Below are 25,129 nucleotides of genomic sequence, written 5' to 3'. Positions count from 1 at the left end.
AAACTGCTCTCATTATAGCAGATGAGAAGGAAGTTAGGGAGGATCGTTCATGTTAGAATAATGGTAATAATAAATGGGAGGAATTGTTTTGAAAAAATTATTACTTACAAGCTTCGAGCCATTTTTAGATTTTAAGGTTAATCCAACTATGGAAATTAGTAAAGCTCTAGATGGACAAGTGTTTGGGGAATATAAAGTCGTCTCTAGAACGTTAAGTGTTGATTTCTCGTCGAGTGGTAAGGAACTATTACAGGCAATAGATCAGGAAAAGCCAGATGCAATTATATCATTAGGCTTAGCGGGAGGAAGAAATAGAATTACACCTGAAAGGATTGCCGTTAATTGTAATGATGGTGGGGCAGCTGATAATACTGGATATATTCCAGGTGGAGAAAAGATAGAAGAGAATGGGCCAGATGGCATTTTCTCCTCTTTACCAATTAGAGACATGGTTACGAAACTAAAAGAAGCAGGGTTTCCTGCAGCTATTTCCGATTCTGCAGGTACATATTTATGTAATAACGTGATGTACCAAGGTCTCACTTATGCTAAAAGTCAGTCTCCTGAGATTCCATCAGGTTTTATCCATATTCCGGCATCACATGAGATTGCAGTTACACAGTCTAATCTATCTAGTTGGTCCCAACAAGACCTTATACAGTCTATTCGAGTTTGCCTAAGTTGTATGTAGATATGTAAAGGAGGAGGCAAATATGAAACCTACATTTAGCCCCATTGGTGATCAAGGCATAAGCATAACTTTTGGCCATACGATTTCCCTTGAAACGCATGCAAAAGTTAAAGCTTGCTATTATCATTTAATAGAAGATCAATTGGAAAATATAATTGAGGTTGTACCTAGTTATCACTCCGTAGCTGTATACTTCGATTGGCGAGTGATAACGTACGAAACGATGAAGTCTAAATTAGAAGAAAAGTTACAACAAGTACCTAAAACGGTTCCTTCTGCAAATAAACGAGTCGTCTTACCGGTTTGTTACGAAAAAGTGCTGGCACCGGACTTGGCGCGTGTGGCAAAAACAAATTATTTAAGTGAGCAAGATGTAATTAAAAAACACACAAATGTTGTATATACCGTATATATGATTGGTTTCTTACCTGGATTTCCTTATGTTGGAGGGCTGGACGAAACGATTGCAACGGAAAGATTAGAAGAACCAAGAGGAAATGTCGAGGCAGGGAGTGTTGGTATTGCTGGGTCTCAAACAGGAGTATACCCGATTGATTCTCCAGGGGGATGGAATATCATTGGGAAAACTCCTATTAATTTATTTCAAGCGAATGCGGAACAGCCTTCTTTATTTTCTATTGGGGACCAGTTGCAATTTCAAGCAGTAAGTTTAACGGATTTTCACATGATCGAATCGAAAGTGAAAAGTGGTGTATACCAATTAAAGACAGAGGAGGTCCGGTAATGAAAATTGATATAAATGCAGATTTAGGAGAGAGTTTTGGACCTTATCAAATGGGCGATGATGAACGATTGATGAAAGTAATTACTTCTGCAAATATCGCCTGTGGATTTCATGCAGGCGATTTCATGACGATTCCTGAAACAATTCATCTAGCTAAAGAAAATGAAGTTCAAATTGGTGCTCACCCGGGGTACCAGGACCTTTTGGGGTTTGGACGCAGAGTAATCGATATGAAACCAAAAGAGATATACCATATGATGATCTATCAGGTAGGTGCGATCGATGGTTTTGCGAAAGTATCGGATTGGCCCTTACACCATGTGAAGCCACACGGAGCACTTTATAATCAGGCCGCAAAAGATAGTGCAGTAGCAGAAGCTATAGCTGAGGCAATCTATGATTATAATGGGGAATTATTGCTTTATGGGCTTGCGAATAGTGAGTTATTAAAAGCAGGAAAAAAAGTAGGATTAAATGTTGCTTCAGAGGCATTTGCAGACAGAACCTATACGCGAGAAGGTTTTTTAAGTCCAAGAAGTGAAAGTAATTCGGTTCTAACAAAGCGCGAACATATTCAACAACAAGTGCTTGATATAGTAACCAAAGGACAGGTAAGCACAGTTGATGGAAGTGTCATTAACCTTTATGCGGATACGATTTGTTTTCATGGGGATGGAGAAGATGTTGTAAACCAAGTAAATGAAGTGAAAAACTACTTGAAGGAACAAGGAATATCAATAAAATCCATTTAAAATAGCTTGGGAGTGTTTACTATGAGCGATGGAGCTATAAAAGTTATAGAACCAGGATTAATGCTTACAATTCAAGACCTAGGTAGGGTAGGATATCAGGATATTGGTGTACCAGTTTCCGGAGCATTGGATCGGTATGCGCTCATTTTAGGAAATCGAATGGTGGGTAATGAAGATCATGCTGCAGGACTAGAGGTAACCTATTCAGGGGCAGAGTTGGAATGTTTAGATTCATTAGAGATAGTAATCACCGGGGCAGACTTGTCTGTTCAGTTAGATGGTGAGGACGTGGAAAGATATGCCCTACTACATGTTGAACAAGGACAAGTACTAACCTTTAATCAACCAAAGGCTGGGGTGAGAGCTTATATCTGTATTGCAGGTGGGGTGAAATCACCAGTGTACTTAGAAAGCCAATCAACCTATGAACGAGGTGGATTTGGTAAACGGTTAGAATCTGGAGAGGTCATTCATGTAGCATCTCAATCAAATGGTATTGCTCAATACAAAGCTAGTATAGAAGATATTCCAACTTACACAAAAGAAGTTACTTTAAGAGTAATAGAAAGTCCATATGCAGATAAATTTACAGCACCATCAATAGATTATTTTTATCAAGCTGAATATGTGATGAAAAAGGGAGATCGCATGGGCTGTGTATTAGAAGCGGGAGAACAACTGAAGCATCTCGATGGGGCAGATATTGTGTCCAATGTGACTACGTTTGGTACGATTCAAGTACCCTCTAGTGGTCAGCCGATGATCTTATTAGCCGATCGTCAAACGACTGGTGGGTATGCCACGTTAGGCACCGTCATCACAGTTGATCATTATAAACTCGCTCAATTACCACCTGGGGGACTTGTTCGTTTTAAAAAGGTGACTTTAAAAGAAGCGGAGAGTATCCTTAGCGATTGGAGAAAGTGATTTTGTGTACATGCTTTTATTCAATTGTCGAAACAGATATAATATAGGTAACTAATGGCGTGAAAGAAGAAAGGGCTGTAAACATGGCTTATCAGGATGAAAAACTGGATGAAGAAAAGGTATTCAAAGACCCCGTACATCGTTACATACATGTTCGTGATCGAATTATTTGGGATTTGGTAAGTACCGCAGAGTTCCAACGACTAAGAAGAATTAAACAGCTTGGTACCACGTTTTACACTTTTCACGGAGCAGAACATAGTCGTTTTAACCATTCATTAGGTGTCTATGAAATTGTTAGAAGAATCTTAGAGAATTTTAAAGGCCAAACCTACTGGGATGAAGAGGAACGTATTCTTTGTTTATGTGCTGCCCTCCTACATGATCTCGGCCATGGACCTTATTCTCATTCCTTTGAAAAAGTGTTTGATTTGGACCATGAAGATTTCACGAGAGCAATTATTTTAGGTGATACGGAAGTGAATCAGATATTAAGAAAAGTAAGTGACCAGTTTCCGCAAGATGTGGCGGATGTCATTCATAAAACGTACTCCAATAAATTGGTGGTAAGTCTTATATCAAGTCAGATTGATGCCGATCGAATGGATTATTTACAGCGAGATGCATATTTTACTGGAGTTAGCTACGGTCATTTTGACATGGAGCGTATTTTACGTGTGATGCGGCCGAAAGAAGATCAAGTAGTAATTAAAGAAAGTGGTATGCATGCAGTAGAAGATTATATTATGAGTCGTTATCAAATGTATTGGCAAGTTTATTTTCATCCTGTGACAAGAAGTGCAGAAGTGATCCTTTCAAAAATTCTTCATCGAGCTAGAGATCTTTTTTTCTCCTCCGATTATGCATTCGAATTTGAGCCTAAGCATTTTGAGAGTTTCTTCCACAAAGATGTAAGCTTGAAGGACTATTTAAAACTCGATGAGAATGTGGTAATGTATTATTTTCATACGTGGCAAGAAGAATCGGATGAAATTCTAGCTGATTTATGTCGCCGGTTTATTAATAGAGATTTATTTAAATATATAGAATTTAACCCAGGGACACAGTACCGTGAATTGATGGATTTAAAAGAGAGTTTCATAGAAGCAGGAATTGATCCTAGTTATTATTTAGAAATGGATTCTTCTTCCGACTTACCTTATGATTTTTACCGACCAGGGGAAGAAGAGGAAAGGCTTCCAATTCATTTGCAATTGCCGAGTGGTGAGTTGAAAGAGTTATCAAGACAGTCTGAAATTGTAGAGGCAATCTCAGGTAAGAAGCGGACAGATCACAAACTTTATTATGCCAAAGATCTAATTCATGAGCTTCCAGATGACTCGAAAGCGAAACAACGTATACTTGAAATTTTAAAAGGGTAAAGGGGATGGAATCATGCTTGAGGATCACGCGAAATTGATGGCGTTCTTTAAACAAGCAAACGAAATCGTGGGGCGAAAAAGGTTGCAGAAGATGGTGTATATCTTAAAGAAATCCGGCTTCCCATTTTCCGAAAGATATTCTTTTCATTTTTACGGACCTTATTCTGAAGAACTGTCAACGCGTATAGAAGAACTATGCAATCTCGGGTTCATAGGCGAAGCGAAAGAAAAGGAAAAAGGTTATTTTCAATATCGTTACTACCTAACCGAGCAAGGAGAAGGTTTTCTAGCAGAAGCGGACGTAGGTGTATCAGATATGACAGGGCTGATGGAGGAGATGGACTCTAAAAGCTCTAAATTCTTAGAACTTGTATCTACGATGTTATATTTCGAAGAATTTACGCAAGAAGAAGTAGAGGAAAAAGTTCTCACCGTAAAAAGTAAGCAGAATTATACAGAAGAAGATTTTTCAGAAGCATGGGAATTTATTCGAAAGATGAAGGCTCACTAAAAACAAGGGGATTAATCCCCTTGTTTTTTCATTAGATGACTATGAAGAAATTGCTTTCCGGCGAAGAGGGTTGTGATTCGGGCGAACGGCACATGTTTTCGGGCGGTTGGAAGCTCCAATCGGGTGGATGGCTCGGTATGCCGGCAAAGGAACTGTAATACGGGTGTATAAACTGTTTTGCCGGCATAGGAGTAGTTATAGTTAGAAGAATGCGTAATTCTTGATTAGAAAGACAATCTTTTTTACGATAGGTATTGTCTACATAGATTAGAGAGGAAGATTAGATGTCAAAATCAATTAAAATAATCGGAATTAGTGGTAGTTTAAGAGAGGATTCTGTAAATAAAAAGCTTTTGGAAAGAGCAGAGGATTTCCTACCTGAAAATGCAAGTTTTGAATATGTTGATTATAAGCAGGTGCCAGTATTTAATGAGGATGAGGAAAACCCTTTACCGGAAGTAGTAGCTAATTTCAAAGAAAAAGTGGAGTCTGCTGATATCGTTTTATTCGCGACACCACAATATAATGGTTCTTTCCCAGGAGTGCTGAAAAATGGCATCGATTGGTTAACGAGGCCAGGTGGAAATAATTCGATCAGTGGTAAAGTTGCTGGAATTGTTGGAGCGACCCCTGGAAATAGTGGAACCATTCAAGCGCAATTGCACCTTCGTGAAGTACTAAGTCACTTGAATGTTCATGTGCCACCACAACCTCGCGTACTAGTTAGTAGTGCAGGAGATCTTTTCGATGAACATGATAATTTAGTGCTTCCAGAAGCGGAAGTTAATAGATACGAAAAATTAATCTCAAAATTAATCGAATTAGTTTAAAAGTAACTAATGTGGAATAAAGCCCTTACTAGAAGGGCTTTATTTTTTTGAAACAATGTAACTATTATTGGTTTAATATGTAATTATTTGAAATAAGTATTTTTGTGTGGGAAAATAAACCTAGTAAAATACTAGGGGGATTGGATGTCGAAAATTCTTAAAAGCTCACTTATCATTCTAACCATTGTTGTGGTGGGTGCGGTTAGTTACGGTGGGTGGTATGGTTACCATGTCTTATTTGGCAATGATGCTATGCAGGAGGATACGGAAGAGGAAGACCTAGTAGCGAACAGAGAACAAGCCGAGACCTTCGAAAGTGAAGAAGATGTAGAGAGATATGAAGAGGAAGGCTTAAATCCATTTGGTGGGACTACAGAGCAAGACGAGTTAGCCAATCGTCATTTTCAAGAATACATACACGGGATGTCACACCAAAAGATTCACGCTGATGAAAAGTGGGGTTTCTATTTAATTACGGACCGACGAATTGAATGGCTATTAAATGGACTCGACCAAGTAGATGTAGGGGAGAACGAAGAAGAATATCGTGATATCTTAGAACGGTGGAAAGCTGGAGATTTCTCTCAAGCAGATGTCGATCACAATATCATATGGAACATGCAAGGTGGCACAATAGGTAAAGCTACTGGAGTTATGACCAAAGAGGAAGAACAAGCGTATATAGAAGAACAAGAAGGACATTAATAGGTAACCATATAACTTAGTTATTAAGTTATATGGTTTTTTAGTTGTTTTAAAGCGAACGTGAATCATTTAATTAGGAAGTCTACATAGGAATTGCCGAATGATGATGCGACCCGACTCAAAATCGCAAAACACTTTGTTACTTAGGCAAACACCCTTTTACAACAAACGTCATATGATGTCACAGGGAGGTGGCATCAAAATGGATTTAACGTTTGCGCATGGGTTATATGCCTTTGTTACTATAGCTGTAATTGTAACGATGATTTTAAGAAAGGGTGTCGTTTTACCAACACTCGTTGGGACGTTTTTGGTTGCCTGGGTTCATACGGGTAGCTTAGTGATCGGATTTACGGCAGTATTTAATGCGAATATGACAGCAGCTACTGAACTATTTAGCATTTTCCTTATTATAACTTTTATGGTCGCATTACTTCATTCGCTAAAAGATTTAGGAGCAGATCAGCAGATGATCGCCCCGATACAAAAGTTTATGACAAATGGTCATGTGGCTTTTGTGATTTTGCTTAGTGTTACTTTTGTTATATCTTTGTTCTTCTGGCCGACACCAGCTGTTCCATTAATATGTGCTTTGCTTGTGCCTGCTGCAGTTAAGGCTGGACTACCAATTATGGCGGCTGCAATGGTTGTGGCACTTGCGGGTCAAGGGATGGCTTTATCAAGTGATTATATCATGCAGGTTGCTCCAACTTTAAGCGCCTCTACAACAGGGTTAGATGCAGGAGCTATTGCTGATCAAGCACTGGTATTATCTTTGATAACTGGTGGAGTGGCGTTAGGGATCGTTTACGCTATGTACCGTAAGAAAATACGTAAATCAAATAATCCTTTAAATCTAGTGGAATTAAAGAAACTACCTGGGCAAGAGGAAGTTAAGACAGAACTCGTTCCCTCTAATGAAAAGTGGAAGCATGTCTTTGCAGTGATTGTTCCAATTGCAATGTTAGCGATAATGATTTTCATGATCTTCACTAAGATTGATGGTGGCAGATCTGGAGGATTTGAAGGCGGCGACGGGGCTGCATTAATTGGTGGAGTTGCTGTATTATTACTTGCACTGGCATCGATTGCTTTTGGTAAGATTAATGCACTTGACCGTATTGGGGAGCATATTACGAATGGATTCGTGTTTGCCTTTAAAGCAATGGGTCCTGTTATTCCGATTGCGGGATTCTTTTTCTTAGGAAGTGGTGAGTTTTCTGGTAGCATTTTGTCCTTAGAAGAAACGCCACCAGCATTCTTGTTTGACCTTGTAGAAGCTGGTCAAACGGCGATTCCTGAAAGTGCATTCTTGACCGCTTTCGGTATTCTTTTAATCGGAATTATTACGGGATTAGATGGATCCGGGTTTTCCGGTTTGCCTTTAACTGGCGCCCTTTCAGAAGCGCTGGCTGTTGGTACAGTTGACGCAACAACGCTTGCCGCGATTGGGCAGCTAGGTTCGATCTGGACTGGTGGAGGTACACTGGTTGCGTGGTCTTCTTTAGTTGCGGTGGCTGGTTTCTGTGGTGTTTCCGTTATGGAACTAGCAAGGAAAAACTTTTTGCCTGTAATTGTGGGCTTAGTTGTAGCGACGTTAATAGCTTTGTGGATTTGGTAAAATCGCAAACTGCCTTCCACGTGGAGGCAGTTTATTTTTTAGGGGAATTTTTTGGTATAATCAATGTTATGATAAAAGAAAATGGTAGTTGGTGATTGGAATTGCGTCATTTAATATGGGTTTGGCTAAGTATTCTATTTGTGAGCTGGGGACTTGGATTGCATACGAGCAATGGCAGCTTTGCAGAAGTGGGTTATAGTACGTGGTTTGCGAGTGCTGCATTCTTTGCGGTAATTTTCCTCATTTCATTATTTAATAATCAAAAAGTTGCTATATTCATATTATTAAGTCTCGCTGCATTACTGACTTGGTTTACATTTTCAACTTCGCAAGGCGAAAGTACGAATCCATACGTATTGATTATTTTTACATATATAGCTGCAGAAGCAGGTTTTCGATTGCCAAAGTTTTATTTTATTTCCCTATCAATTATTTCAGCAGGGGGATTATTTTTAACTTCTAATTTATCGTTTGTGTTTACGAGCTTTTATATCGTGGTTCTAAGCACCTTATTTATCCTTGCATTTATTTTAAAAGGAAAATGGGAAGACTTATCGTCCAGGCATGAGGCTTTATTGGATGAATATCGCAGGTTGAAAAGAACGGTATCTTCTAATGAAACGCACGTGAGACAAGAGGAACGCACTCATATTGGTAGAGAGATTCACGACAGGGTCGGTCACAAATTAACGAGTCTGTTAATGCAAATCGAAGTACTTCGTCTCAAACAAGACACCGAAGATATACGTTTGTTAAAGGAACTTGCCAAGCAAAGCTTAGACGAGACGAGAAACGCTGTTAAGGCAATGAGTCAGGAAGAAGTAGGTGGCTTGTCTGCAATCATCCGGTTAATTCGAAAGCTTGAGGCGGAAAACTTCATTCGAATCAATTTCTCGATTAAAAATCGCGCTTTTTCAGCTGACTTGGATGTGGAGCAGACCGTTACAACGTATAGGGCAGTTCAAGAAGCGTTAACCAATGTGATGCGCCACAGTAAAGAGCGTGAAGCGAATATAGTATTTGAGTCTCCTGGGGAACGTGTTTTTCGGTTTGAAATAAGTAACCCGGTAAGGGAGCAATTTACTTTTCGAGAAGGCTATGGGCTGACTTCAATGAGAGAAAGAGTGAAACAATCTGGTGGAACTTTAGACCTTTTAGTCTACCAAAATCAATTTATTGTACGTGGAACTTTACCTTTAGTAGAAAGGAGTGGAGAACGTTGACTCGTGTATTGTTAGCTGAAGACCAGTCGCTTGTAGTAGAAGGTTTGAAAATGATGATTGAAACAGATGAAGAGCTTGAAGTTACGGGGATCGCACGAAATGGAAAAGAAGCAATAGCATTATGTGAAAAGCAATGGTTTGATATTGCGATTTTAGATATTCGTATGCCTGAGATGGACGGGTTAAAAGCTGCGGAATTAATATTGAACAGATGGCCAAATATGAAAGTGTTAATGCTTACGACGTTTAATGACGATGAGTATGTCTTAGAGGCGCTGAGAATTGGCGCACATGGTTATATGTTAAAGGATGCTGATGCGAGCTCTTTAATTAAATCGATTAAAAGTTGTTTGCAGGGTGGCCTTCATATCCAAGGGGAAGTAGCGGCGAAAGTGATTCCTAAATTAATGGACCAACGTCAAAAGCATTCAAAAGAGGAACTTAAAAATGTAACTAAGAGAGAGATGGATATATTAAAGAAGATCGGTGAAGGGAAAAGTAATAAGGAAATCGCAAGTGAATTGGCGCTATCTATTGGTACTGTGAAAAATCACATTAGTGTACTGTTAGATAAATTAGAACTAAGGGATCGAACCCAGCTTGCGATTTTCGCAATTAAACATCAAATTGTTTAAAAAGTGACTAAGGTCATGGGTGATTTATAAAGTTAGTGACGGAAGGCAGTGTTCGCACTGGCTTTATTTTTTTATGATGAACATATAATTAATCGGAATGGGAGGTTTTAAAATGTTAGAAGCGGTCGGATTACGGAAGGTATTTAAGAAGAACGTAGCTGTAGATGATATTAATCTCTATTTAGAAGAAGGGGAATCGGTGGGGTTATTAGGTCCGAATGGGGCTGGTAAATCAACAGCTATTTCGATGATTTCTACTTTGATGGACCCTACTTCAGGCGACGTGAAATGGAACGGCGAAAATGTGTTGAAAAAACCAAATAAGATTAGGAATGTACTAGGTGTAGTGCCACAGGATATTGCTTTATACCCTGAATTATCAGCTTATGAAAATCTGAAATTCTTTGGAAAGCTTTATGGTTTGAAAGGAAAAGAGTTGGAATTAAAAATTACTAGTGTATTAGATATCGTTGGCCTGGAAGAAAGAAAAAATGAGCAAGTCTCGAAATATTCGGGTGGAATGAAGCGACGAATTAATATTGCAGTAGCGTTAATTCATGACCCGCAAATCATTATTATGGATGAACCAACTGTTGGGATCGATCCACAATCTAGGAATCATATTCTGGAAATGGTCCGGAGATTGAATACAGAAAAAGGTATGACCGTTCTATATACGAGTCACTACATGGAAGAAGTAGAAAGATTATGTGACCGAATTTATATCATGGATCACGGAAAAGTTATTGCAACAGGAACAAAGCAAGAATTAATTAGTATTTTATCAAGTGAAGAGACGGTATTACTGACATTAGACCAAAGCAAGCAATCTTTTACTGAACGAATGAAGAACCTAGATGGTGTGCTGCAAGTAATTGAAAACGACACTTCGTTAAAATTAATTGTTCCTAAGGGGAGCCGCTTATTAGGATCAATTTTTAACATAGCAGAATCTGAAGAGGTTCAAATAGTTAGTGCTAATATTCAAGTTCCGACATTAGAAGATGTGTTTTTACATCTTACAGGAAGAAAATTAAGGGACTAGGGGGTGGACCGGATGCTTCCATTTTTGAAAAAAGACATGACGGTATTAGTAAGAGATCGGACGGAATTATTAGTTTTACTGCTAATGCCATTAATTCTTACGGTAATATTAGGGTTTGCATTAAGGGGCATGATGGCAGGCGACATAGGTGACTTAGATTTACGTGTAGCTGTTGTCATGGAAGATGATGCGGATGCAGGGGTCGAACAGATCATTGATGATTTAGAATCGGCAGGAGCAACCATAGACCGTGATTCATTAACAGATAGCTTAAGCGAGGCTGAGCCTATTCAAATCTACCAGTCGGCGTTTGAATCAGGGGATTTAGCAGAAATGCTCACTGTAGAATACGTTAGCAAGTCAGAAGCTCAGGATGCATTAGAAGAGGAAGAAGTAGCAGCGGTTCTGACATTTCCAGATGAATTCACCTATGATGTCCTTCAAAAAGGAATTTTAGATGAAGGTGATGGTGGAGAAATCACAATTCAACACGGCACCGAGAATCAGTTTTTATCTACTATTTTTGAAGACGTCGTTGTACAAATAACAGAGCAATTTAATATGGAGTTAGCCATCAGTCAAATTGTGGGTGAAGATGCTATTGCGATGATGGAGCAGCAGCCTAATTCGAATTTAGGTGGGTTAGAATCGGTAACGGACCAAGACCCTTTGTCCTCTATTCAATATTACGCTTTTGGGATGGCTGTCATGTTCGCTTTGTATGTTGCCTCAACCATTTCTAGTAAAGCTTATTTAGAAAATCACTATCACGTATTTCACCGGATTATTTTATCTGGACAGCATCCATTAAAATATTTACTTGGGAAAGTTGGATCGACAACCATTCTGGTGTTCTTACAAATGATGTTTTTAATAACCATTGCCTCAACCTTTTTGTCAGGATTTACGATTCGAGGGATGGAGCAATGGGCAGGAGTTGGCTTAATTACTATTCTATTTGCTTTTTGTGTAGGCACGATCGCTGCATTACTTACTGCAGTATCGATGCGCGGGGAAAGTGAAGTGATTTCAAATATATTCTCATTTGGTATTGTTAGTATTTTAGCTTTTGTAGGCGGGAGCTTTTTCCCAACTTCGCAGATCTCAAGTGTTATTAGTGAAATTGGAAATTGGGTACCTAATGGAATTGCGTTAAATGCATTTTTACAGTGGACACAAGGATTGTCACTTCAATTTATTACTCCATTATTATGGAAACTTGTAGGATTATCTGTGCTCTTCCTTTGTATTAGTTTGTTAGTCTTTCCCGGAAAGAAGGTGGGTTAAATGAAAGCATTGTTTTTACTGCAATGGCAGAGGGTTTTGAAAGAACCGATTTTGTTTTTAGCAATGACGTTAATGACTTTCGCATTTATTTTCGCAATGAGCGGATTCAATGTCCAAAATTCGGTTCAGGTTCCGACGGTTTTTGATGAACAATTGAGTCAGGAAGAAAAAGCGACTTGGTTAGAGCGGTTGAATGAAATTAATGGTTACTCTTTTGAAGAAGTGTCCGAATCTGAGGCAACCGAGGATGTTGCGCTTGGTAATGAAAGTTTGGCTTTGTCGGTTGAGGAAAATAACTACAAACTCCTTACTCTTGCTGAAAATGAACAGTCGATGCTATTAGCACAAGTGGTGCAACCCATCTTTATGAAAGAAAATCGGCTGACTTATGTGGAAGAACAAACGGATTACCAAGGTTTACGAGAAGATATCCAGGAAGAGTTAGCCTCCCCACCGGTAGCTGTAAATGCGCAATCGGCAAATGAGTCAGCTGAAGATACGGGATATAATCAACAATTACAGTCTTTATTTGGAATGAGTTTATTCTTCGCCATGTACACAATTATCTTTAGCTTATCTAAAATTGCAACGGAAAAACGTACAGGTACATTAGATCGAATTATCTTATCTCCAGTTAGGAAAATTCATGTTTATACTTCCTATATGAGCTTTGCATTTTTATTAGGATTTACCCAGATTGCTTTGATCTTTAGTGTATTTTACTACTTCTTTGATTTTGAGTTAGGGGCCAGGTTACCTGTGATTATACTGATTGTAGCTTGTTTTGTATTTACGATCGTTGCTTTAGGAATGTTAATTCTCGGATTGGTAAGTTCCTTAGAACAATTAAATGCTGTCGTACCGATTATCACGGTAAGTATGGCAATGATTGGTGGCGCCTTTTGGCCAATGGAAGCAGTACAAAATGAAATCATGCTAACGATTTCTCAGTTTATACCGGTTACGTATGCGATGGATGCATTGAAAAGTGTATCTATGTTTGGGGAACAGCTCTCAGATGTTTTACATTCGTTAGCCATTCTATTGTTAATTGGAGTGCTGTTAATGGGTGTAGGGATTAATTTGATGGAGCGGCGTACGAATTAAGTTATAGACTATTAAGAAAAAATAAAAAAAGGGTGGCGAAATGATTGTCTCGCCACCCTTTACCTATTTTATTTAGCTTCTAAACGACGAATGCGTTCTTCAAGTGGTGGGTGAGAGGAGAATAATCTCGCCATTCCACCTTTGTTATTGATTTTCAATGTTTGAACCGCACTATCGTCTGTACGATCATCCATATTAGCTACTTGGTTTTGCAATGAACGTAACGCGTGTGCCATTTTATCTTTCCCAGCAAGATCTGCTCCGCCGCGGTCTGCGTGGAACTCGCGGTAACGAGAGTAACCCATCACAACGATGCTTCCTAAGATAGAGAATAAAATTTGGAATACGATAATCGCGACAATTTGAACGATGAAACGCATTTCCGCTCTTACAAAGTTTGAAACGATAATCGCTGCGATACGAGAGAAGAAGACAACGAACGTGTTGACGACACCTTGCAGTAACGTCATCGTTACCATGTCACCATTCGATACGTGAGCAACTTCGTGTGCGAGCACACCCTCTACCGCGTCATCGTCCATGCTTTGTAGTAAACCGCTTGAAACGGCAACTAAAGAGCGTTTTTTAGATGGACCAGTAGCAAAAGCATTTACTTCTTTTGAATTGTAGATTCCCACTTCTGGCATATGCATAAGACCAGCTGAGCGTGAAAGTCTATGAACGCGTTCTACTAGCTGACGTTCTGCTGTAGATAAGTTTTCGTTCGGGTCTAGCACTTGTACCTTCATCATTTTCTTTGCCATCCAACGTGACATGGCAAGGGAGATAAAGGAACCGGCAAAACCAACTAAAATACTGAATATTGCTAATGAAAGTAAGTTAATTCCGTAAGGTCCTGAACCGTCCTGAATTCCTCCAAGACCGAAATAAGTACTAATGATACTCCATACAACAACAATCGTTGTTAGAACTAGAATATTTGTTAATAGGAAAAATAGTATTCTTTTACCCAATTGTGTATCCTCCTAGAATCTTTATTATCCATACAATATTATAGCACGAACGGTTTTTTAAAGGAATCCGTTTGCGTTTGAATTGTATGAACAATTTCTAACATTATTCGGAACAATTGTGCAAGCTTAATATTGTAAAACGTGATAACATATAAAGTAAGAATACTTGCGGAATTATTTGGAGGATCATAGATGGAAGTAATATGGTGGCTTATTGTTGTAGCACTTTTTATTGGTAGTTATGCAGGAATAATTTTTCCAATCATACCTGCACCTCTTGTATTATGGGGAGGATTTTTAGTTTATCACTTTGCAATTAATGGGGATGAACTGACTTGGATGTTTTGGACAGCAATGGCCGTATTAACAATTATAGTTATCGTTGCTGATATTATTGCAAATAGTTACTTTGTGAAACGTTATGGAGGTTCCAAACGTGGGGAATGGGTAGCAGCAATTGGAGTTATTGTTGGGTCATTCATTTTTCCTCCTTTCGGTATATTAATAGTACCGGTTGTTGCGGTGTTTATTACAGAGTTGATGCAACGAAGAACGTTTGATGAGGCTGTACAGGCTTCTATTGGGTCCTTTTTAGGATTTTTAAGTGGAGCTTTCGCGAAATTTATTATAATCACGATGATGATTATCTGGTTCTTTGTAGTTATTATTATTTAAAATAGGTGATGAGATGAAAAAATTATTATTATTCGGGATGCTTATAATTTTGGTTATGGTAGCATGTTCAGATGATGATCCAGAGTCTGCTCCTGAAGAAGATCCTGAAGAGGAATCTGAGGAGGAGGAAGAGGAACAATTAGCATCTGAAAAGTTTATCGATGATTGGCATGGAGTCATCCAAGTGCCGAATCAGGAGTTAGAAATTGATATAACAATAAATTATGACGACGAAGAAGAGCTTCGTGGTTTCATTCATATTCCTGCTCAGGATTTGGAGAACTACCCACTTAGCGAGCTTGAAGTGGATGAAAACGAGATCTCTTTTGAAATGGATCACCCTAATCAATATATACATTTTGAAGGGGAACTAATAGAAGATGAGGAAGTAATTGAAGGGATTTTTAATCAACAAAGTCAAACGTTCCCATTCAACGTCGTGCGCGGAGAACGTGAAGAATTGGATGAAGAAGAAGCAGAAGATGAATTCCTTTCTGTAGAAACGAATTATGGAGAACTTCGAGGTGAATTGCTTGAAGTAGATGAGGAACCTAGTCCCGTAGCAATCATTATACCTGGGTCAGGACCTACTGATCGTAATGGTAATGGTGCTGGTGGTAATAATGATAGTTTGCGTATGATAGCAGAAGGGTTAGCAGAAGAAGGCATTGCAAGCTTGCGTTACAGCAAAAGAGGTGTAAAAGAGAATGCGGAAGCTCTAATTTCCGAGCAAAATTTACGTTTCCACCACTTTGTGTCTGATGCTATTTCTTGGGTGGACCTTTTAGAAGAAGATGACCGATTCACGGACATTTATCTTATTGGTCATAGTCAGGGAGCACTTGTGAGTATGTTAGCTGCTGAACAATCAAATGTGTCTAAGGTGGTCTCACTTGCTGGAGCTGGTCGTTCGATTGATGAAGTGTTGTATGAACAAATGGAAGAAGAACTTAGTGGCGAGGAACTAGCAGAAGCAGAATCGATTATTGAACAATTAAAGGATGGGCAAACAGTAAGTGAGGTAAGCCTTGAATTACACGCCACTTTCCGAGGGGACATTCAACCATTTTTGATCAGTTGGATGGCTCATCATCCGAATGAAGTGGTCGCAGATTTACAAAAAGATCTTTTAGTTATTCAAGGTGGACGCGACTTACAAGTTTCACTAGAGGATGCGGAACAATTAGTTGAAGCTCAGCCAAATGCAAATTATATGGAATTTGATGAAATGAATCATGTGCTAAAAGATGCTCCTGAAAGTAGAGAGGGAAATATATCAACGTATCAAGATCCTACCTTGCCTTTAAGTGAAGGGTTAATCGAGTCGATTACGGAATTCCTATTAACGGAGGAGTCATAATAAATAGAAGTTATCCAACAGGGTAGCTTCTTTTTTATATGAACTTTTGTATGGAATTTCCACATTGCTATTGTAAGTTTCAGAAAAGTGTGATATTGTGCTAAAAAAGATAAGTGTTTGAATTTTCTTTTTACTCGGAGGAGTTACATTGAAATTGTTTGCTAAGATCTTAATTATAGTAGGTGTTGTGGGGGTACTTGCAGGAGTGATCCCTATTCTGTTTATTTATCCAGGGTATGACTTTTCATCCGTATTGGATTTCCTTCAATATACACTTTTTGAAGCGCCAGAGCGGGTTTTTTGGCAGTTAGGAGTAATTGTCTTAGTAATTGGAAGCCTTATGATGAAGAAACAAAAGAAAAAAGGCAGAATTTTTTATTAAAATACATAACGCACAGGGTATATATTCGAGGGAACTTCAATATAAACCCTGTGCGCTTTTATGTTAGTAGCGGTTATCAAGCATCATATTGATTTGCTCGATTTGCTGGATGACATCTTCTCCGTTGCTATCTTGAACGGCAAAAGTATAATCCGTATCGATGAAGTCATTCATTTCTTCTTCTTCATTTTCACCTTGATCTAAATGGAGTGTAATGTCTTTCTGTTCTAAAAATTCAACTTGAGTTTGTTGAGAGTTATTTTCTTTCAAACTAATATCGATTCTTTCCTCACCCAAAACGTACCCTAAAATATGGTCGTCAACTTCCTGAAGAAAAAATTCACCATTATATTTTTCTGCTACTATAAAACTTTCTTGCTCTATCGTTTCAATTAAATAGATCGCACCGTGGACAATTTCTCTGTTAAGTAGCTCGTTAAACAATGTGTGAGAATCTAATGGTTCATGCTCCACTCTTTCTGTTGGCCAGTCAACATTTCCATTTCTATTATTTGGATCTAAAGAGTGGGAATTATGCACGATGATAGCTTCTTCCTCAGGATCGTAATGATAACCATTCAATTGTGAAATCTCTTTTCCGTTCCAATTAATCACAAGAGCGGCATCAAGTTTACCCTCTTCTAATGCAACGTAAACCGCGCCTAAATAAGGGTCTGATAAATCGGTCTCTTCATCTGTTCCAAAATAATAAATGTAAGCAGTAGAATAAAAGTTCTCATCTTGTTGCGGTTCTCCTAATAGATGTATTACTTCTTCAGGACTCATTTCCGGATCAAGTAGCTCTATGGCTTCAAGGTAATCCCCAAGCTCAGACTCTGCCTCTGGACCATCTGTAGAAATAGATGTTACTACCATAAAACAAACAACTACCCCAACAATAAGTAATGGACCAATCCAATTCTTTTTCATTTATTATACCCCCAGCATATGTATGAACTTATAATACCATAAAAATGGTAATGATTTATCATTTTTTTGAATATCCGTACGTTTTTAGGTGTTTGATTTAGGGAATACTTTAATGTAGTTTTATAAGAAAGGGGGACTAGTATGAAGAAGTTTAGCTTAATCCTTGTAATTGTTATTATTTTACCTATTATTTTTACTGCATGTACGGATCGTGTGGAAGAAAATGCGGACCAAGAAAACACGGATCAAGATGAATCTGTCGAATCAGAAGAGGAAGAAACGGAAGAAAGTGTTATTCCGGAACTTATGCAGCAGTTAGAGGAAGAAGAATCTCGACGAGAAATGGAAAGAGGTTCCATGACAAGTTATCAACTTCAAATGAACTACTCCTCCGATACGGAATATATTTATGTTTATGATATAGAAGAAAATATTTATGAAATTAGGTCGGTAAATGGCCTGTTAGAAGAAAGAACCGATGAAGAAGCAAGGGCTGAATTAGAAGAAATTCGAATTTATATGTCTGTAAATGAAATGAGGCCGCTTCGCTTTATGATGCAGGAATCTCTATCTGCGATGAATTTTTCTCAAGGGTTAATTGAGACATTTTATAATGAATCAAGTTACGAAAATGAAGAAACGCTTGGTTTTAAGATAAACAGTATGCCTGAAGAAGAGAATGGAAATCTAGAAACATTTAATCTTCAAATGGAATTTTTTGAAGAAGAGGACCCTTGGAATTTTAGTTATTCAGGTGAAGGTGCTGAAATAGAAGGTTCCTATGGAGAAGAAAATGATAACCACTCTGAAATTATCGAAGAAATGGTAGGAGAAATTAATTTATCTGCAGAAAGATCTATTCATATCATGATGCAAGAAATCCTGACTTACTTAGAAATAGAGAGTACGGAAGTTAGTTACTTTGACGTGGAAGCAGATTTTGAAGAGAATTTGGTTCATTTTTATTGGGATCGTATAGAGAAAGAGGAAACAGACGAAGAATAACGATTTAAGGCATGAAGTCATTTGGCATCATGCCTTATTTATTAGGCTTTAGAAGTAATTAAATAATCTCTTCCTGCTTAAACTTTTCATAGCTTGAATGCGTTAATTCTTCTAATTCACTTAAGACCACTTCGTCATGCTTTTTAAAATTGAAGCAGGATTTTCCTTGCATTCTTTTTTTAAGTTCAGGAGAAATTTGTTCTAATAAAGCTGGGTAATAATAAACAGGCATTAAATGAAAGCTAACGTAGTTCTTTTTTATAGAAACAGACGCAAAGAAGTGGGGGGAACCATTGATTGGGTTATCTTTCGGCGAATCTAAATAATAAGTAGATTCATCATCCTTTTTTACGACGAGGTTATGTTCGTATTGTTGAAGTGTTGTTTTTAAACGAGTAAATAAATACTGAAACTGTTCGTCTTTTGACATAAGAAAACCTCCATCAATTTAGAGTATGAATTCATTTGTAAAGATGTAAAGAATTAATAGTGCAGTCACGATCCGCAATAGGATTTGAACTTGATGAGGGTTAATTTTTCCGGCTAATCCTACTCCGATTTTTGCTCCGATTAACGAGCCTACGATTAGAACCCCAGTAATGGACCAAATAATGTGACCAGCTGAAATGAAGCTTATTGCTGCTCCAAAGCAACTTGCAAAGGTCGCAATTCGCATCAGTCCGACAGCTCGGTAATAGGCTATTTTCATATAAGAAAATACATAGAACATAAGCGTTCCTTGACCTGGGCCAAACATTCCGTCATAGATCCCAATACCAAATAAAAGGGGTGTTCCTTTTCTTTTTAACTGAAAATGGTTCGTTCCATCAAATGTTCCTTTGCTAATAAATGAAAATAAGAAAGCAAAAAGGAGTAAGCTTAGGGCAAGTATGTACATAACATTAGCTGGGATGGAGGAGGCTATGAGACCACCAGCAATCCCTCCAGCCAAGCTAATGGGAATGATTTTTATTCCCTCTTGTATTGTCACGCCTTTTTGTCTATACACGAGTAGAAAACTGAAAAAAGAGCTGATCGAGTTGGTAACTTTATTGGCACCGATTGCTGAGTGAACGGGAATACCTAAAGCAAGCATAGCTGGAAGACTAACTAACCCGCCGCCTCCAGCTAATGTGCCGAAAATAGTAGCTACAATTCCTATAAAAAATAATATGATTAATTCACTCATGCAATCTCTCCAGGTGTTTTATACTTCGCCTTTCGCTTGGATTAATTCTTTTATTGATTGAAAATCCTTTGTTTGTAACAGTTCAATAATTTTACTCCCAACAACAGTTCCATCTGCATATTGGGAAAGTTGCTTCACGTGTTCAGGTGTTGAAATTCCGAATCCTGCAAGGACTGGAACGTTGCTATATTTCTTAAGTTGAGCAAAATGTTGCTCCAAGGTGGACTCAAAAGTGTCCCGAGAGCCTGTAATCCCATTTACTGTAACGGCGTATAGAAATCCTTGTGACGCTTCTGCAATCGTTTGAAGTCGCTGCGTGGAACTTGTAAGGGAGACGATTTGGATTAGTGCTAATTCATTTTCATCAAGATGAGGTTGAATAAGTGACTGTTGTTCAAATGGGAGGTCTGGAATAATAAATCCATCGATCCCCGCATCCTTCGCATCTTTCATAAATATATCTAATCCATATTGCAAAATAGGATTTAAATAGCTCATAAAAATGATCGGAGCTTGAATTGTTGATCTGTGTTCTTTTATTATAGCAAGGATTGCAGGAAGGGTCACGTTATCCTCTAATGCTCTTTTCCCAGCTTCTTGTATCGTTGGCCCATCTGCAACAGGGTCTGAGAAAGGAATTCCTACTTCGATTGCAGATGCACCAGCTTGATCTAAAAATTGGAGATTTTCAATGAACTGGTCCATTCCTCCATCTCCCGCCATAATGTAAGGCACAAATAGCTTCTTATTTTGTTTGAGGTGATTGTGAAAAATAGTATCTAAATACTCCTTACCATGTGTGTGTACAGTTGGCATGATTATTCCTCCTTTTTTAAGTGATCGCGAACGGTTTCTACATCTTTATCGCCGCGCCCAGATAAGCAAATTACTAATGATTGCTCTTCTTCCATCGTTTCTGCAATCTTCATCGCTTCAACTACTGCGTGAGAGCTCTCAAGTGCAGGGATAATGCCTTCTAATTTTGCGAGTTGTTGAAAGGCGTCCAAAGCTTCTTCATTCGTAACAGCTCTGTAAGTGACTCGTTCAATATCTTTCAAATAACTATGCTCTGGCCCAACTCCTGGATAATCCAAACCTGCTGAGATCGAGTGGGCTCCTTGGATTTGACCGAACGCATCTTGTAGAACATACATCATTGAGCCATGTAACACTCCAGCAGTTCCCTTGGTTAATGTAGCTGCATGTTGTTTTGTTTCTATACCGTCTCCAGCGGCTTCTACTCCGTATAGTTTGACGTCTGTGTCGTTAATAAACGGATAGAACATACCCATGGCATTACTTCCTCCACCAACACAAGCAACGACTGCATCGGGTAAACTTCCTTCTAACTCTATATGTTGTTCCTTCGTTTCTGTACCAATGACACTTTGGAAATCTCTCACCATTACGGGAAATGGGTGAGGGCCTAATACAGAGCCCATAATATAGTGCGTATCTTCAATATTAGAAACCCAATAGCGTAAAGCTTCATTAACAGCATCTTTAAGTGTTGCTGTACCCTGTTCTACGCCAATCACTTTTGCGCCGAGTAACTCCATTCGAAAAACGTTAAGTTTCTGCCTTCGCATGTCTTCTGCACCCATAAAGATCACACATTCTAAATCTAGTAAAGAACAGACAGTTGCGGTCGCTACCCCATGTTGGCCTGCGCCAGTTTCAGCTACCACTTTTCGTTTGCCCATCTTTGCAGCTAATAGAGCCTGACCAGTGGTATTGTTTATTTTATGGGCACCTGTGTGGTTTAGATCTTCTCTTTTCAAGTAAATTTTCGCACCACCGACTTTTTCGGTTAGGTTTTTAGCAAAATACAATGGAGTAGACCTTCCAACGAAAGTACTTAATAGGTGATTTAGTTCTTTATTGAATGCATCATCATTTTTTGCTTCTTCATATGCTTGCTCCAGTTCATTCACTGCTTCCATTAACGTCTCTGGCACATACTGACCGCCATAGACTCCAAATTGTCCTTGTTTAGTTGGTTGTTCATATGTCATTCTTTCATCTCCTTTACTCGTTTAATGAATTGTTTTACTTTTGTAGAGTCTTTTCGACCGTCCGTTTCAACCCCACTCGACACATCTACTATAGCGGGCGTGACACGTTGTAACAGATTTTGAATATTATTTTCGTTTAGTCCTCCTGCGATCATTAGGCTTTCTAGCGGGATATTTGTTTGACTGATTAGCTCCCAGTTGAAAGTCGTTCCATTGCCACCTCGATAAGGACCTTTTGCGCTATCTAGCAGATGGTAAGAAGCTAATGGATCGAGAGGGACTGTCTCGGAAGAAAGTTCTTCCTTTAGGGAAACCACTTTTATAAATGGAATTTTTAGTTGGCTAGAATCTTCTATAGTCTCGTCTCCATGCAACTGAACGTAATCTAAAGGAACCTGTTCAGCAATTTTATGAATGGCATCCGGGCTTTCGTTTACAAATACACCTACTTTTTGAACATGATTAGGAATAGAAGCGGCAATTTCTTGTGCATTTTCTGGTGTGATCTTGCGTTTACTTTCTGCAAATACAAACCCCACTAGATCAGCTCCAGCACGAACTGCATCTTTTGCTTCATGGGTGTTTTGAATGCCACAAATCTTAACTTTTGTCATAATAAACTCACCTACTTTCCTGATTGCCGTGCTTCATTTCATGAATTGCGGTTGGTATGGAATCACTTCTCATTAAACTCTCCCCGACAAGTATTCCGTCTGCTCCATACTGCTGTACTGTACGTGCATCCGCTTGATCTTGAATACCACTTTCACTAATCACGGCAATGTGGTCATTTGAAATGTGTTCTATTAAGGTAGCAGTAGTTTTTAAATTCGTTTCAAACGTTTTCAAATCACGATTGTTAATGCCAATAATATCTGGGTTGATCTTTAAAGCTGTCTCTAATTCCTCTTCATTGTGTACCTCGACAATTACCTCTAAATCGTGCTTTAATGCAGTATCGTAAAGCATTTTTAATTTAGCTTCAGGTAATGCTGCCACAATAAGAAGAATGACATTTGCGCCGGATACTTTTGCTTTTTCTATTTGAATGGGGTCGATAATAAAATCTTTACATAAAATAGGTACATTAGTAGTTTTGGAAACAATGGCTAAGTCATCAAAAGATCCTTTAAAGAATGAATGGTCAGTTAACACCGAAATGGCATTTGCACCACTATCTTCATAGTGCTTGCCTTGCTGGGCGGGGTCCATATGGATATTTATATCTCCTTTTGAAGGAGAAGCTCGCTTAATTTCAGCAATAACAGAAAGATAGGAGGGATCCTTGAGACTTTGATAAAGTTGATTCGCTTTACTAGCATTCTTCCTGTTTTGCGTATCAAAAGATTCTTCGCTTAACTTTTCTACTTCTAGTTTTTTCACTTCTAAGATCTTTTGTAAAATAGTTTCACTCATCCGATTGCACCCTTTCTTTTACGTTCCTTACTGTATTCGACTAAGTTTTCAAAACATTGATAAGCATTTCCTGACTTGATACTTTTTCTCGCTAAATGGACTCCTTGTTGTACCGTTTCCGCTTTCCCATTAGCAAAAATTCCAATTCCCGCATTGAATAATACGGTTTCGAAAAATGGACTTTCTTTCCCACTTAATACATCTAACAGGATTGCCGCATTATCTTTCGCGTTGCCCCCCTTAATTGCTTCATTCGGATAAGTGTTGAGCCCAACATCATGCGGGTGAATCGTGAATCTTTCTTGCACACCTTTATTTAATAAGACGAGGTGGTTGTCACCGGCTAAGGACGCTTCATCCATGTATCCAGCCCCGTTCACAACGACTGCACGTTCACGGCCTAACTCGTGTAGGACGGAAGCCATTTGTTCTATCATGTCCCGTCTATACACACCGAGAAACTGAGTGCGAAGGCTTACAGGATTGGTTAACGGACCGATTAAATTAAATATGGTCGGGACACCTAACGTTTTTCGTACCTGCATGATTGGTTTTAACTGTTGATGTACATGAGGTGCAAATAAAAAGGCGATTCCATTGGACTGTAGTAACTGTTCCACTTCTAGGCCATCAAAATCCAAGGCAATTCCTAGTTCTTCTAACACATCCGCACTCCCGGTTTGACTAGAGACGCTCCGGTTCCCGTGTTTAGCGACTTTAATGCCGGCACCTGCTAACACAAACGCAGAAATTGTACTGATGTTAAAGCTGTGTACCCCATCACCACCTGTGCCGCAGTTATCCATGATATCTGGTAGATTTGTTTGTACGGGCATTGCTTTTTCTCTTAGTACTTCTACGATTGCTGTGATTTCCGAAACGCTTTCTCCACGGACTCTTAAGGCTGTTAATACTGCTGCGATTTCACTACTTGTTGTATCTTGTGCTAATAGTCTATGGGTAACTTCTTTCATCTCTTTATGCGTAAGCTCTTGGCCTTCTGTTAATTTAAGCAATAACTGATTCATATACATTTCCTCCTTGGGTTTAAAGCACTATTAAGGTCCGTTGTTGTAATTGTGTTTCGCTTTGGCGGACGCTTTCCGTGGGCACGGCTCAAGTCTCCTCGGAAGAAATGCACTTCCTGCGGGGCCTCGAGACTCGTGCTATCCCACAGGAGTCGCCACCTTCGCGAATCACAATACAACAACTATGTGCAAACTTTTGATATAACCTATAAAATTAAAAAAGTCCTCTACATACGTAACTGCGTATGTAGAGGACGAACGGGTCGCGGTGCCACCTCTGTTGGAAGACGGTTAAGCCTTCCCACTTGAATCGGATACGGGAAGAGGGGGAATGCATTGGTAATTTTAAAGGGGAGACCCTATCCTATATCCTATCCTGGTAACGGTGGAAACCCGAGATTCCTTACTGTAATTCAGGAATCCTCTCGTAAGTCCATTCAGTATATGGATTCGTACTAACTTCACACCATCGTTAGCTCTCTGAAACGAATCACCTATATACTTACTTCTCTTACTCAACGATTTAATCTATTTAAATGTGTGTTTATTGTTATCAAACTGGCATTTAAGGTACAAAAAAAGGGTTTCCTGTCCTATAAAAAGGACGGGAAACCCGTGGTACCACCTTCGTTGACTGACTAATCAGCCCACTTTAATCATATCGGAGCAAGTTGCTCTAATATGTGTCTCTTGT

27 protein-coding genes and 2 other annotated features (1 of these 29 running past the window's edge) are annotated in these 25,129 nt (G+C 38.9%); of the genes, 18 read left to right on the top strand and 9 right to left on the bottom strand.

Going from position 1 to position 25,129, the window contains the following annotated elements:
• Positions 1 to 88: 88 nt before the first annotated feature.
• The 14 genes from G532_RS0103875 to G532_RS0103805 all read left to right on the top strand — a co-directional run bounded on the left by G532_RS0103875 (position 89) and on the right by G532_RS0103805 (position 13,461).
• Positions 89 to 691, top strand: coding sequence for a pyroglutamyl-peptidase I (locus G532_RS0103875; protein WP_027963618.1), 603 nt, complete (start codon positions 89 to 91; stop codon positions 689 to 691).
• A 22-nt stretch (positions 692 to 713) separates the two neighbouring features.
• Complete coding sequence (pxpB, locus tag G532_RS0103870; RefSeq protein WP_027963617.1) at positions 714 to 1,436, top strand: 5-oxoprolinase subunit PxpB; 723 nt, start codon at positions 714 to 716, stop codon at positions 1,434 to 1,436.
• Positions 1,436 to 2,188 (top strand): LamB/YcsF family protein, encoded by a 753-nt coding sequence (locus tag G532_RS0103865; RefSeq protein WP_027963616.1) that lies wholly within the window; start codon positions 1,436 to 1,438, stop codon positions 2,186 to 2,188. Before pxpB ends, G532_RS0103865 begins: the two co-directional genes overlap by 1 nt.
• 21 nt (positions 2,189 to 2,209) lie before the next feature.
• On the top strand, positions 2,210 to 3,115 hold the full coding sequence (locus tag G532_RS14715; RefSeq protein ID WP_035512512.1) for a 5-oxoprolinase subunit C family protein: 906 nt from the start codon (positions 2,210 to 2,212) through the stop codon (positions 3,113 to 3,115).
• A gap of 83 nt (positions 3,116 to 3,198) precedes the next feature.
• Positions 3,199 to 4,497: an HD domain-containing protein gene (locus G532_RS0103855; RefSeq protein WP_027963615.1), complete on the top strand. Its 1,299-nt coding sequence runs from the start codon at positions 3,199 to 3,201 to the stop codon at positions 4,495 to 4,497.
• Positions 4,498 to 4,510: 13 nt separating this feature from the next.
• Positions 4,511 to 5,008: a YwgA family protein gene (locus G532_RS0103850; protein ID WP_027963614.1), complete on the top strand. Its 498-nt coding sequence runs from the start codon at positions 4,511 to 4,513 to the stop codon at positions 5,006 to 5,008.
• 284 nt (positions 5,009 to 5,292) lie between these two features.
• Positions 5,293 to 5,838 carry an NADPH-dependent FMN reductase gene (locus G532_RS0103840; RefSeq protein WP_027963613.1) on the top strand — a complete coding sequence of 182 codons (546 nt, stop codon included), beginning with the start codon at positions 5,293 to 5,295 and terminating at the stop codon, positions 5,836 to 5,838.
• A gap of 144 nt (positions 5,839 to 5,982) precedes the next feature.
• The gene (locus G532_RS15595) at positions 5,983 to 6,543 is read left to right on the top strand and encodes a DUF6241 domain-containing protein (RefSeq protein ID WP_051189047.1); all 561 of its coding nucleotides are present in this window, start codon (positions 5,983 to 5,985) and stop codon (positions 6,541 to 6,543) included.
• 202 nt (positions 6,544 to 6,745) lie between these two features.
• Positions 6,746 to 8,164, top strand: coding sequence for a hypothetical protein (locus tag G532_RS0103830; protein ID WP_027963612.1), 1,419 nt, complete (start codon positions 6,746 to 6,748; stop codon positions 8,162 to 8,164).
• A 101-nt stretch (positions 8,165 to 8,265) separates the two neighbouring features.
• Positions 8,266 to 9,387, top strand: a complete 1,122-nt coding sequence (locus G532_RS0103825; RefSeq protein WP_027963611.1) for a sensor histidine kinase — start codon at positions 8,266 to 8,268, stop codon at positions 9,385 to 9,387.
• Positions 9,384 to 10,022 carry a response regulator transcription factor gene (locus G532_RS0103820; RefSeq protein ID WP_027963610.1) on the top strand — a complete coding sequence of 213 codons (639 nt, stop codon included), beginning with the start codon at positions 9,384 to 9,386 and terminating at the stop codon, positions 10,020 to 10,022. The genes G532_RS0103825 and G532_RS0103820 overlap by 4 nt, the downstream gene beginning before the upstream one ends.
• Positions 10,023 to 10,134: 112 nt before the next feature.
• Positions 10,135 to 11,067 (top strand): ABC transporter ATP-binding protein, encoded by a 933-nt coding sequence (locus G532_RS0103815; protein WP_027963609.1) that lies wholly within the window; start codon positions 10,135 to 10,137, stop codon positions 11,065 to 11,067.
• Between the two features lie 12 nt (positions 11,068 to 11,079).
• Positions 11,080 to 12,354 (top strand): ABC transporter permease, encoded by a 1,275-nt coding sequence (locus G532_RS0103810; protein WP_027963608.1) that lies wholly within the window; start codon positions 11,080 to 11,082, stop codon positions 12,352 to 12,354.
• Complete coding sequence (locus G532_RS0103805; protein WP_027963607.1) at positions 12,355 to 13,461, top strand: ABC transporter permease; 1,107 nt, start codon at positions 12,355 to 12,357, stop codon at positions 13,459 to 13,461.
• A 68-nt stretch (positions 13,462 to 13,529) separates the two neighbouring features.
• Here the strand turns inward: G532_RS0103805 and htpX are convergent, their stop codons facing one another.
• Positions 13,530 to 14,435 carry a protease HtpX gene (gene htpX / locus G532_RS0103800; RefSeq protein ID WP_027963606.1) on the bottom strand — a complete coding sequence of 302 codons (906 nt, stop codon included), beginning with the start codon at positions 14,433 to 14,435 and terminating at the stop codon, positions 13,530 to 13,532.
• 192 nt (positions 14,436 to 14,627) lie between these two features.
• Here htpX and G532_RS0103795 point away from each other — a divergent pair, with 192 nt between their 5' ends.
• The 3 genes from G532_RS0103795 (at position 14,628) to G532_RS0103785 (ending at position 16,852) form a co-directional block, all read left to right on the top strand.
• Positions 14,628 to 15,110 (top strand): DUF456 domain-containing protein, encoded by a 483-nt coding sequence (locus G532_RS0103795; protein ID WP_027963605.1) that lies wholly within the window; start codon positions 14,628 to 14,630, stop codon positions 15,108 to 15,110.
• 13 nt (positions 15,111 to 15,123) lie between these two features.
• Positions 15,124 to 16,470 (top strand): alpha/beta hydrolase, encoded by a 1,347-nt coding sequence (locus G532_RS15590; protein WP_051189045.1) that lies wholly within the window; start codon positions 15,124 to 15,126, stop codon positions 16,468 to 16,470.
• 148 nt (positions 16,471 to 16,618) lie between these two features.
• Positions 16,619 to 16,852 (top strand): hypothetical protein, encoded by a 234-nt coding sequence (locus G532_RS0103785; protein WP_027963604.1) that lies wholly within the window; start codon positions 16,619 to 16,621, stop codon positions 16,850 to 16,852.
• A gap of 63 nt (positions 16,853 to 16,915) precedes the next feature.
• On the opposite strand, the gene G532_RS0103780 is transcribed toward G532_RS0103785, so the two are convergent.
• The gene (locus G532_RS0103780) at positions 16,916 to 17,782 is read right to left on the bottom strand and encodes a hypothetical protein (protein ID WP_027963603.1); all 867 of its coding nucleotides are present in this window, start codon (positions 17,780 to 17,782) and stop codon (positions 16,916 to 16,918) included.
• A 141-nt stretch (positions 17,783 to 17,923) separates the two neighbouring features.
• Here G532_RS0103780 and G532_RS0103775 point away from each other — a divergent pair, with 141 nt between their 5' ends.
• Complete coding sequence (locus tag G532_RS0103775; RefSeq protein WP_027963602.1) at positions 17,924 to 18,787, top strand: hypothetical protein; 864 nt, start codon at positions 17,924 to 17,926, stop codon at positions 18,785 to 18,787.
• A gap of 58 nt (positions 18,788 to 18,845) precedes the next feature.
• Here G532_RS0103775 and G532_RS0103770 read toward each other — a convergent pair whose 3' ends face one another.
• The 7 genes from G532_RS0103770 to trpD are packed head-to-tail and all read right to left on the bottom strand — an operon-like array spanning position 18,846 to position 24,435.
• Positions 18,846 to 19,217 (bottom strand): DUF1801 domain-containing protein, encoded by a 372-nt coding sequence (locus G532_RS0103770; RefSeq protein ID WP_027963601.1) that lies wholly within the window; start codon positions 19,215 to 19,217, stop codon positions 18,846 to 18,848.
• 18 nt (positions 19,218 to 19,235) lie between these two features.
• Positions 19,236 to 19,976, bottom strand: a complete 741-nt coding sequence (locus tag G532_RS0103765; protein ID WP_027963600.1) for a sulfite exporter TauE/SafE family protein — start codon at positions 19,974 to 19,976, stop codon at positions 19,236 to 19,238.
• 18 nt (positions 19,977 to 19,994) lie between these two features.
• Positions 19,995 to 20,792 (bottom strand): tryptophan synthase subunit alpha, encoded by a 798-nt coding sequence (trpA, locus tag G532_RS0103760; protein WP_035512510.1) that lies wholly within the window; start codon positions 20,790 to 20,792, stop codon positions 19,995 to 19,997.
• Between the two features lie 2 nt (positions 20,793 to 20,794).
• Positions 20,795 to 21,991 carry a tryptophan synthase subunit beta gene (trpB, locus tag G532_RS0103755; RefSeq protein WP_027963598.1) on the bottom strand — a complete coding sequence of 399 codons (1,197 nt, stop codon included), beginning with the start codon at positions 21,989 to 21,991 and terminating at the stop codon, positions 20,795 to 20,797.
• Positions 21,988 to 22,605 carry a phosphoribosylanthranilate isomerase gene (locus G532_RS0103750; RefSeq protein ID WP_027963597.1) on the bottom strand — a complete coding sequence of 206 codons (618 nt, stop codon included), beginning with the start codon at positions 22,603 to 22,605 and terminating at the stop codon, positions 21,988 to 21,990. Before G532_RS0103750 ends, trpB begins: the two co-directional genes overlap by 4 nt.
• A gap of 7 nt (positions 22,606 to 22,612) precedes the next feature.
• Positions 22,613 to 23,407 carry an indole-3-glycerol phosphate synthase TrpC gene (trpC, locus tag G532_RS0103745; protein WP_027963596.1) on the bottom strand — a complete coding sequence of 265 codons (795 nt, stop codon included), beginning with the start codon at positions 23,405 to 23,407 and terminating at the stop codon, positions 22,613 to 22,615.
• Positions 23,404 to 24,435 (bottom strand): anthranilate phosphoribosyltransferase, encoded by a 1,032-nt coding sequence (gene trpD / locus G532_RS0103740; protein WP_027963595.1) that lies wholly within the window; start codon positions 24,433 to 24,435, stop codon positions 23,404 to 23,406. The genes trpC and trpD overlap by 4 nt, the downstream gene beginning before the upstream one ends.
• Positions 24,436 to 24,682: 247 nt before the next feature.
• Positions 24,683 to 24,963: a binding site (T-box leader), on the bottom strand.
• A gap of 69 nt (positions 24,964 to 25,032) precedes the next feature.
• Positions 25,033 to 25,129 (bottom strand) — a binding site (T-box leader); it runs 153 nt beyond the window's last position.

It is taken from the genome of Halalkalibacillus halophilus DSM 18494, assembly GCF_000423105.1.
GTDB lineage: Bacteria > Bacillota > Bacilli > Bacillales > Alkalibacillaceae > Halalkalibacillus > Halalkalibacillus halophilus.
This window is presented reverse-complemented; position numbering and strand designations above follow the sequence as displayed.

Coding starts and splice junctions, on each gene's coding strand:
- G532_RS0103850 (WP_027963614.1), top strand. CDS start 4,511: ATGCTTGAGGATCACGCGAAATTGATGGCGTTCTTTAAACAAGCAAAC.
- G532_RS15590 (WP_051189045.1), top strand. CDS start 15,124: ATGAAAAAATTATTATTATTCGGGATGCTTATAATTTTGGTTATGGTA.
- G532_RS0103780 (WP_027963603.1), bottom strand. CDS start 17,782: ATGAAAAAGAATTGGATTGGTCCATTACTTATTGTTGGGGTAGTTGTT.
- pxpB (WP_027963617.1), top strand. CDS start 714: ATGAAACCTACATTTAGCCCCATTGGTGATCAAGGCATAAGCATAACT.
- G532_RS0103815 (WP_027963609.1), top strand. CDS start 10,135: ATGTTAGAAGCGGTCGGATTACGGAAGGTATTTAAGAAGAACGTAGCT.
- trpC (WP_027963596.1), bottom strand. CDS start 23,407: ATGAGTGAAACTATTTTACAAAAGATCTTAGAAGTGAAAAAACTAGAA.
- G532_RS0103765 (WP_027963600.1), bottom strand. CDS start 19,976: ATGAGTGAATTAATCATATTATTTTTTATAGGAATTGTAGCTACTATT.
- G532_RS0103750 (WP_027963597.1), bottom strand. CDS start 22,605: ATGACAAAAGTTAAGATTTGTGGCATTCAAAACACCCATGAAGCAAAA.
- trpD (WP_027963595.1), bottom strand. CDS start 24,435: ATGAATCAGTTATTGCTTAAATTAACAGAAGGCCAAGAGCTTACGCAT.
- G532_RS14715 (WP_035512512.1), top strand. CDS start 2,210: ATGAGCGATGGAGCTATAAAAGTTATAGAACCAGGATTAATGCTTACA.
- G532_RS0103795 (WP_027963605.1), top strand. CDS start 14,628: ATGGAAGTAATATGGTGGCTTATTGTTGTAGCACTTTTTATTGGTAGT.
- G532_RS0103775 (WP_027963602.1), top strand. CDS start 17,924: ATGAAGAAGTTTAGCTTAATCCTTGTAATTGTTATTATTTTACCTATT.
- G532_RS0103810 (WP_027963608.1), top strand. CDS start 11,080: ATGCTTCCATTTTTGAAAAAAGACATGACGGTATTAGTAAGAGATCGG.
- G532_RS15595 (WP_051189047.1), top strand. CDS start 5,983: ATGTCGAAAATTCTTAAAAGCTCACTTATCATTCTAACCATTGTTGTG.
- trpA (WP_035512510.1), bottom strand. CDS start 20,792: ATGCCAACTGTACACACACATGGTAAGGAGTATTTAGATACTATTTTT.
- G532_RS0103805 (WP_027963607.1), top strand. CDS start 12,355: ATGAAAGCATTGTTTTTACTGCAATGGCAGAGGGTTTTGAAAGAACCG.
- trpB (WP_027963598.1), bottom strand. CDS start 21,991: ATGACATATGAACAACCAACTAAACAAGGACAATTTGGAGTCTATGGC.
- G532_RS0103830 (WP_027963612.1), top strand. CDS start 6,746: ATGGATTTAACGTTTGCGCATGGGTTATATGCCTTTGTTACTATAGCT.
- G532_RS0103855 (WP_027963615.1), top strand. CDS start 3,199: ATGGCTTATCAGGATGAAAAACTGGATGAAGAAAAGGTATTCAAAGAC.
- G532_RS0103770 (WP_027963601.1), bottom strand. CDS start 19,217: ATGTCAAAAGACGAACAGTTTCAGTATTTATTTACTCGTTTAAAAACA.
- G532_RS0103840 (WP_027963613.1), top strand. CDS start 5,293: ATGTCAAAATCAATTAAAATAATCGGAATTAGTGGTAGTTTAAGAGAG.
- G532_RS0103865 (WP_027963616.1), top strand. CDS start 1,436: ATGAAAATTGATATAAATGCAGATTTAGGAGAGAGTTTTGGACCTTAT.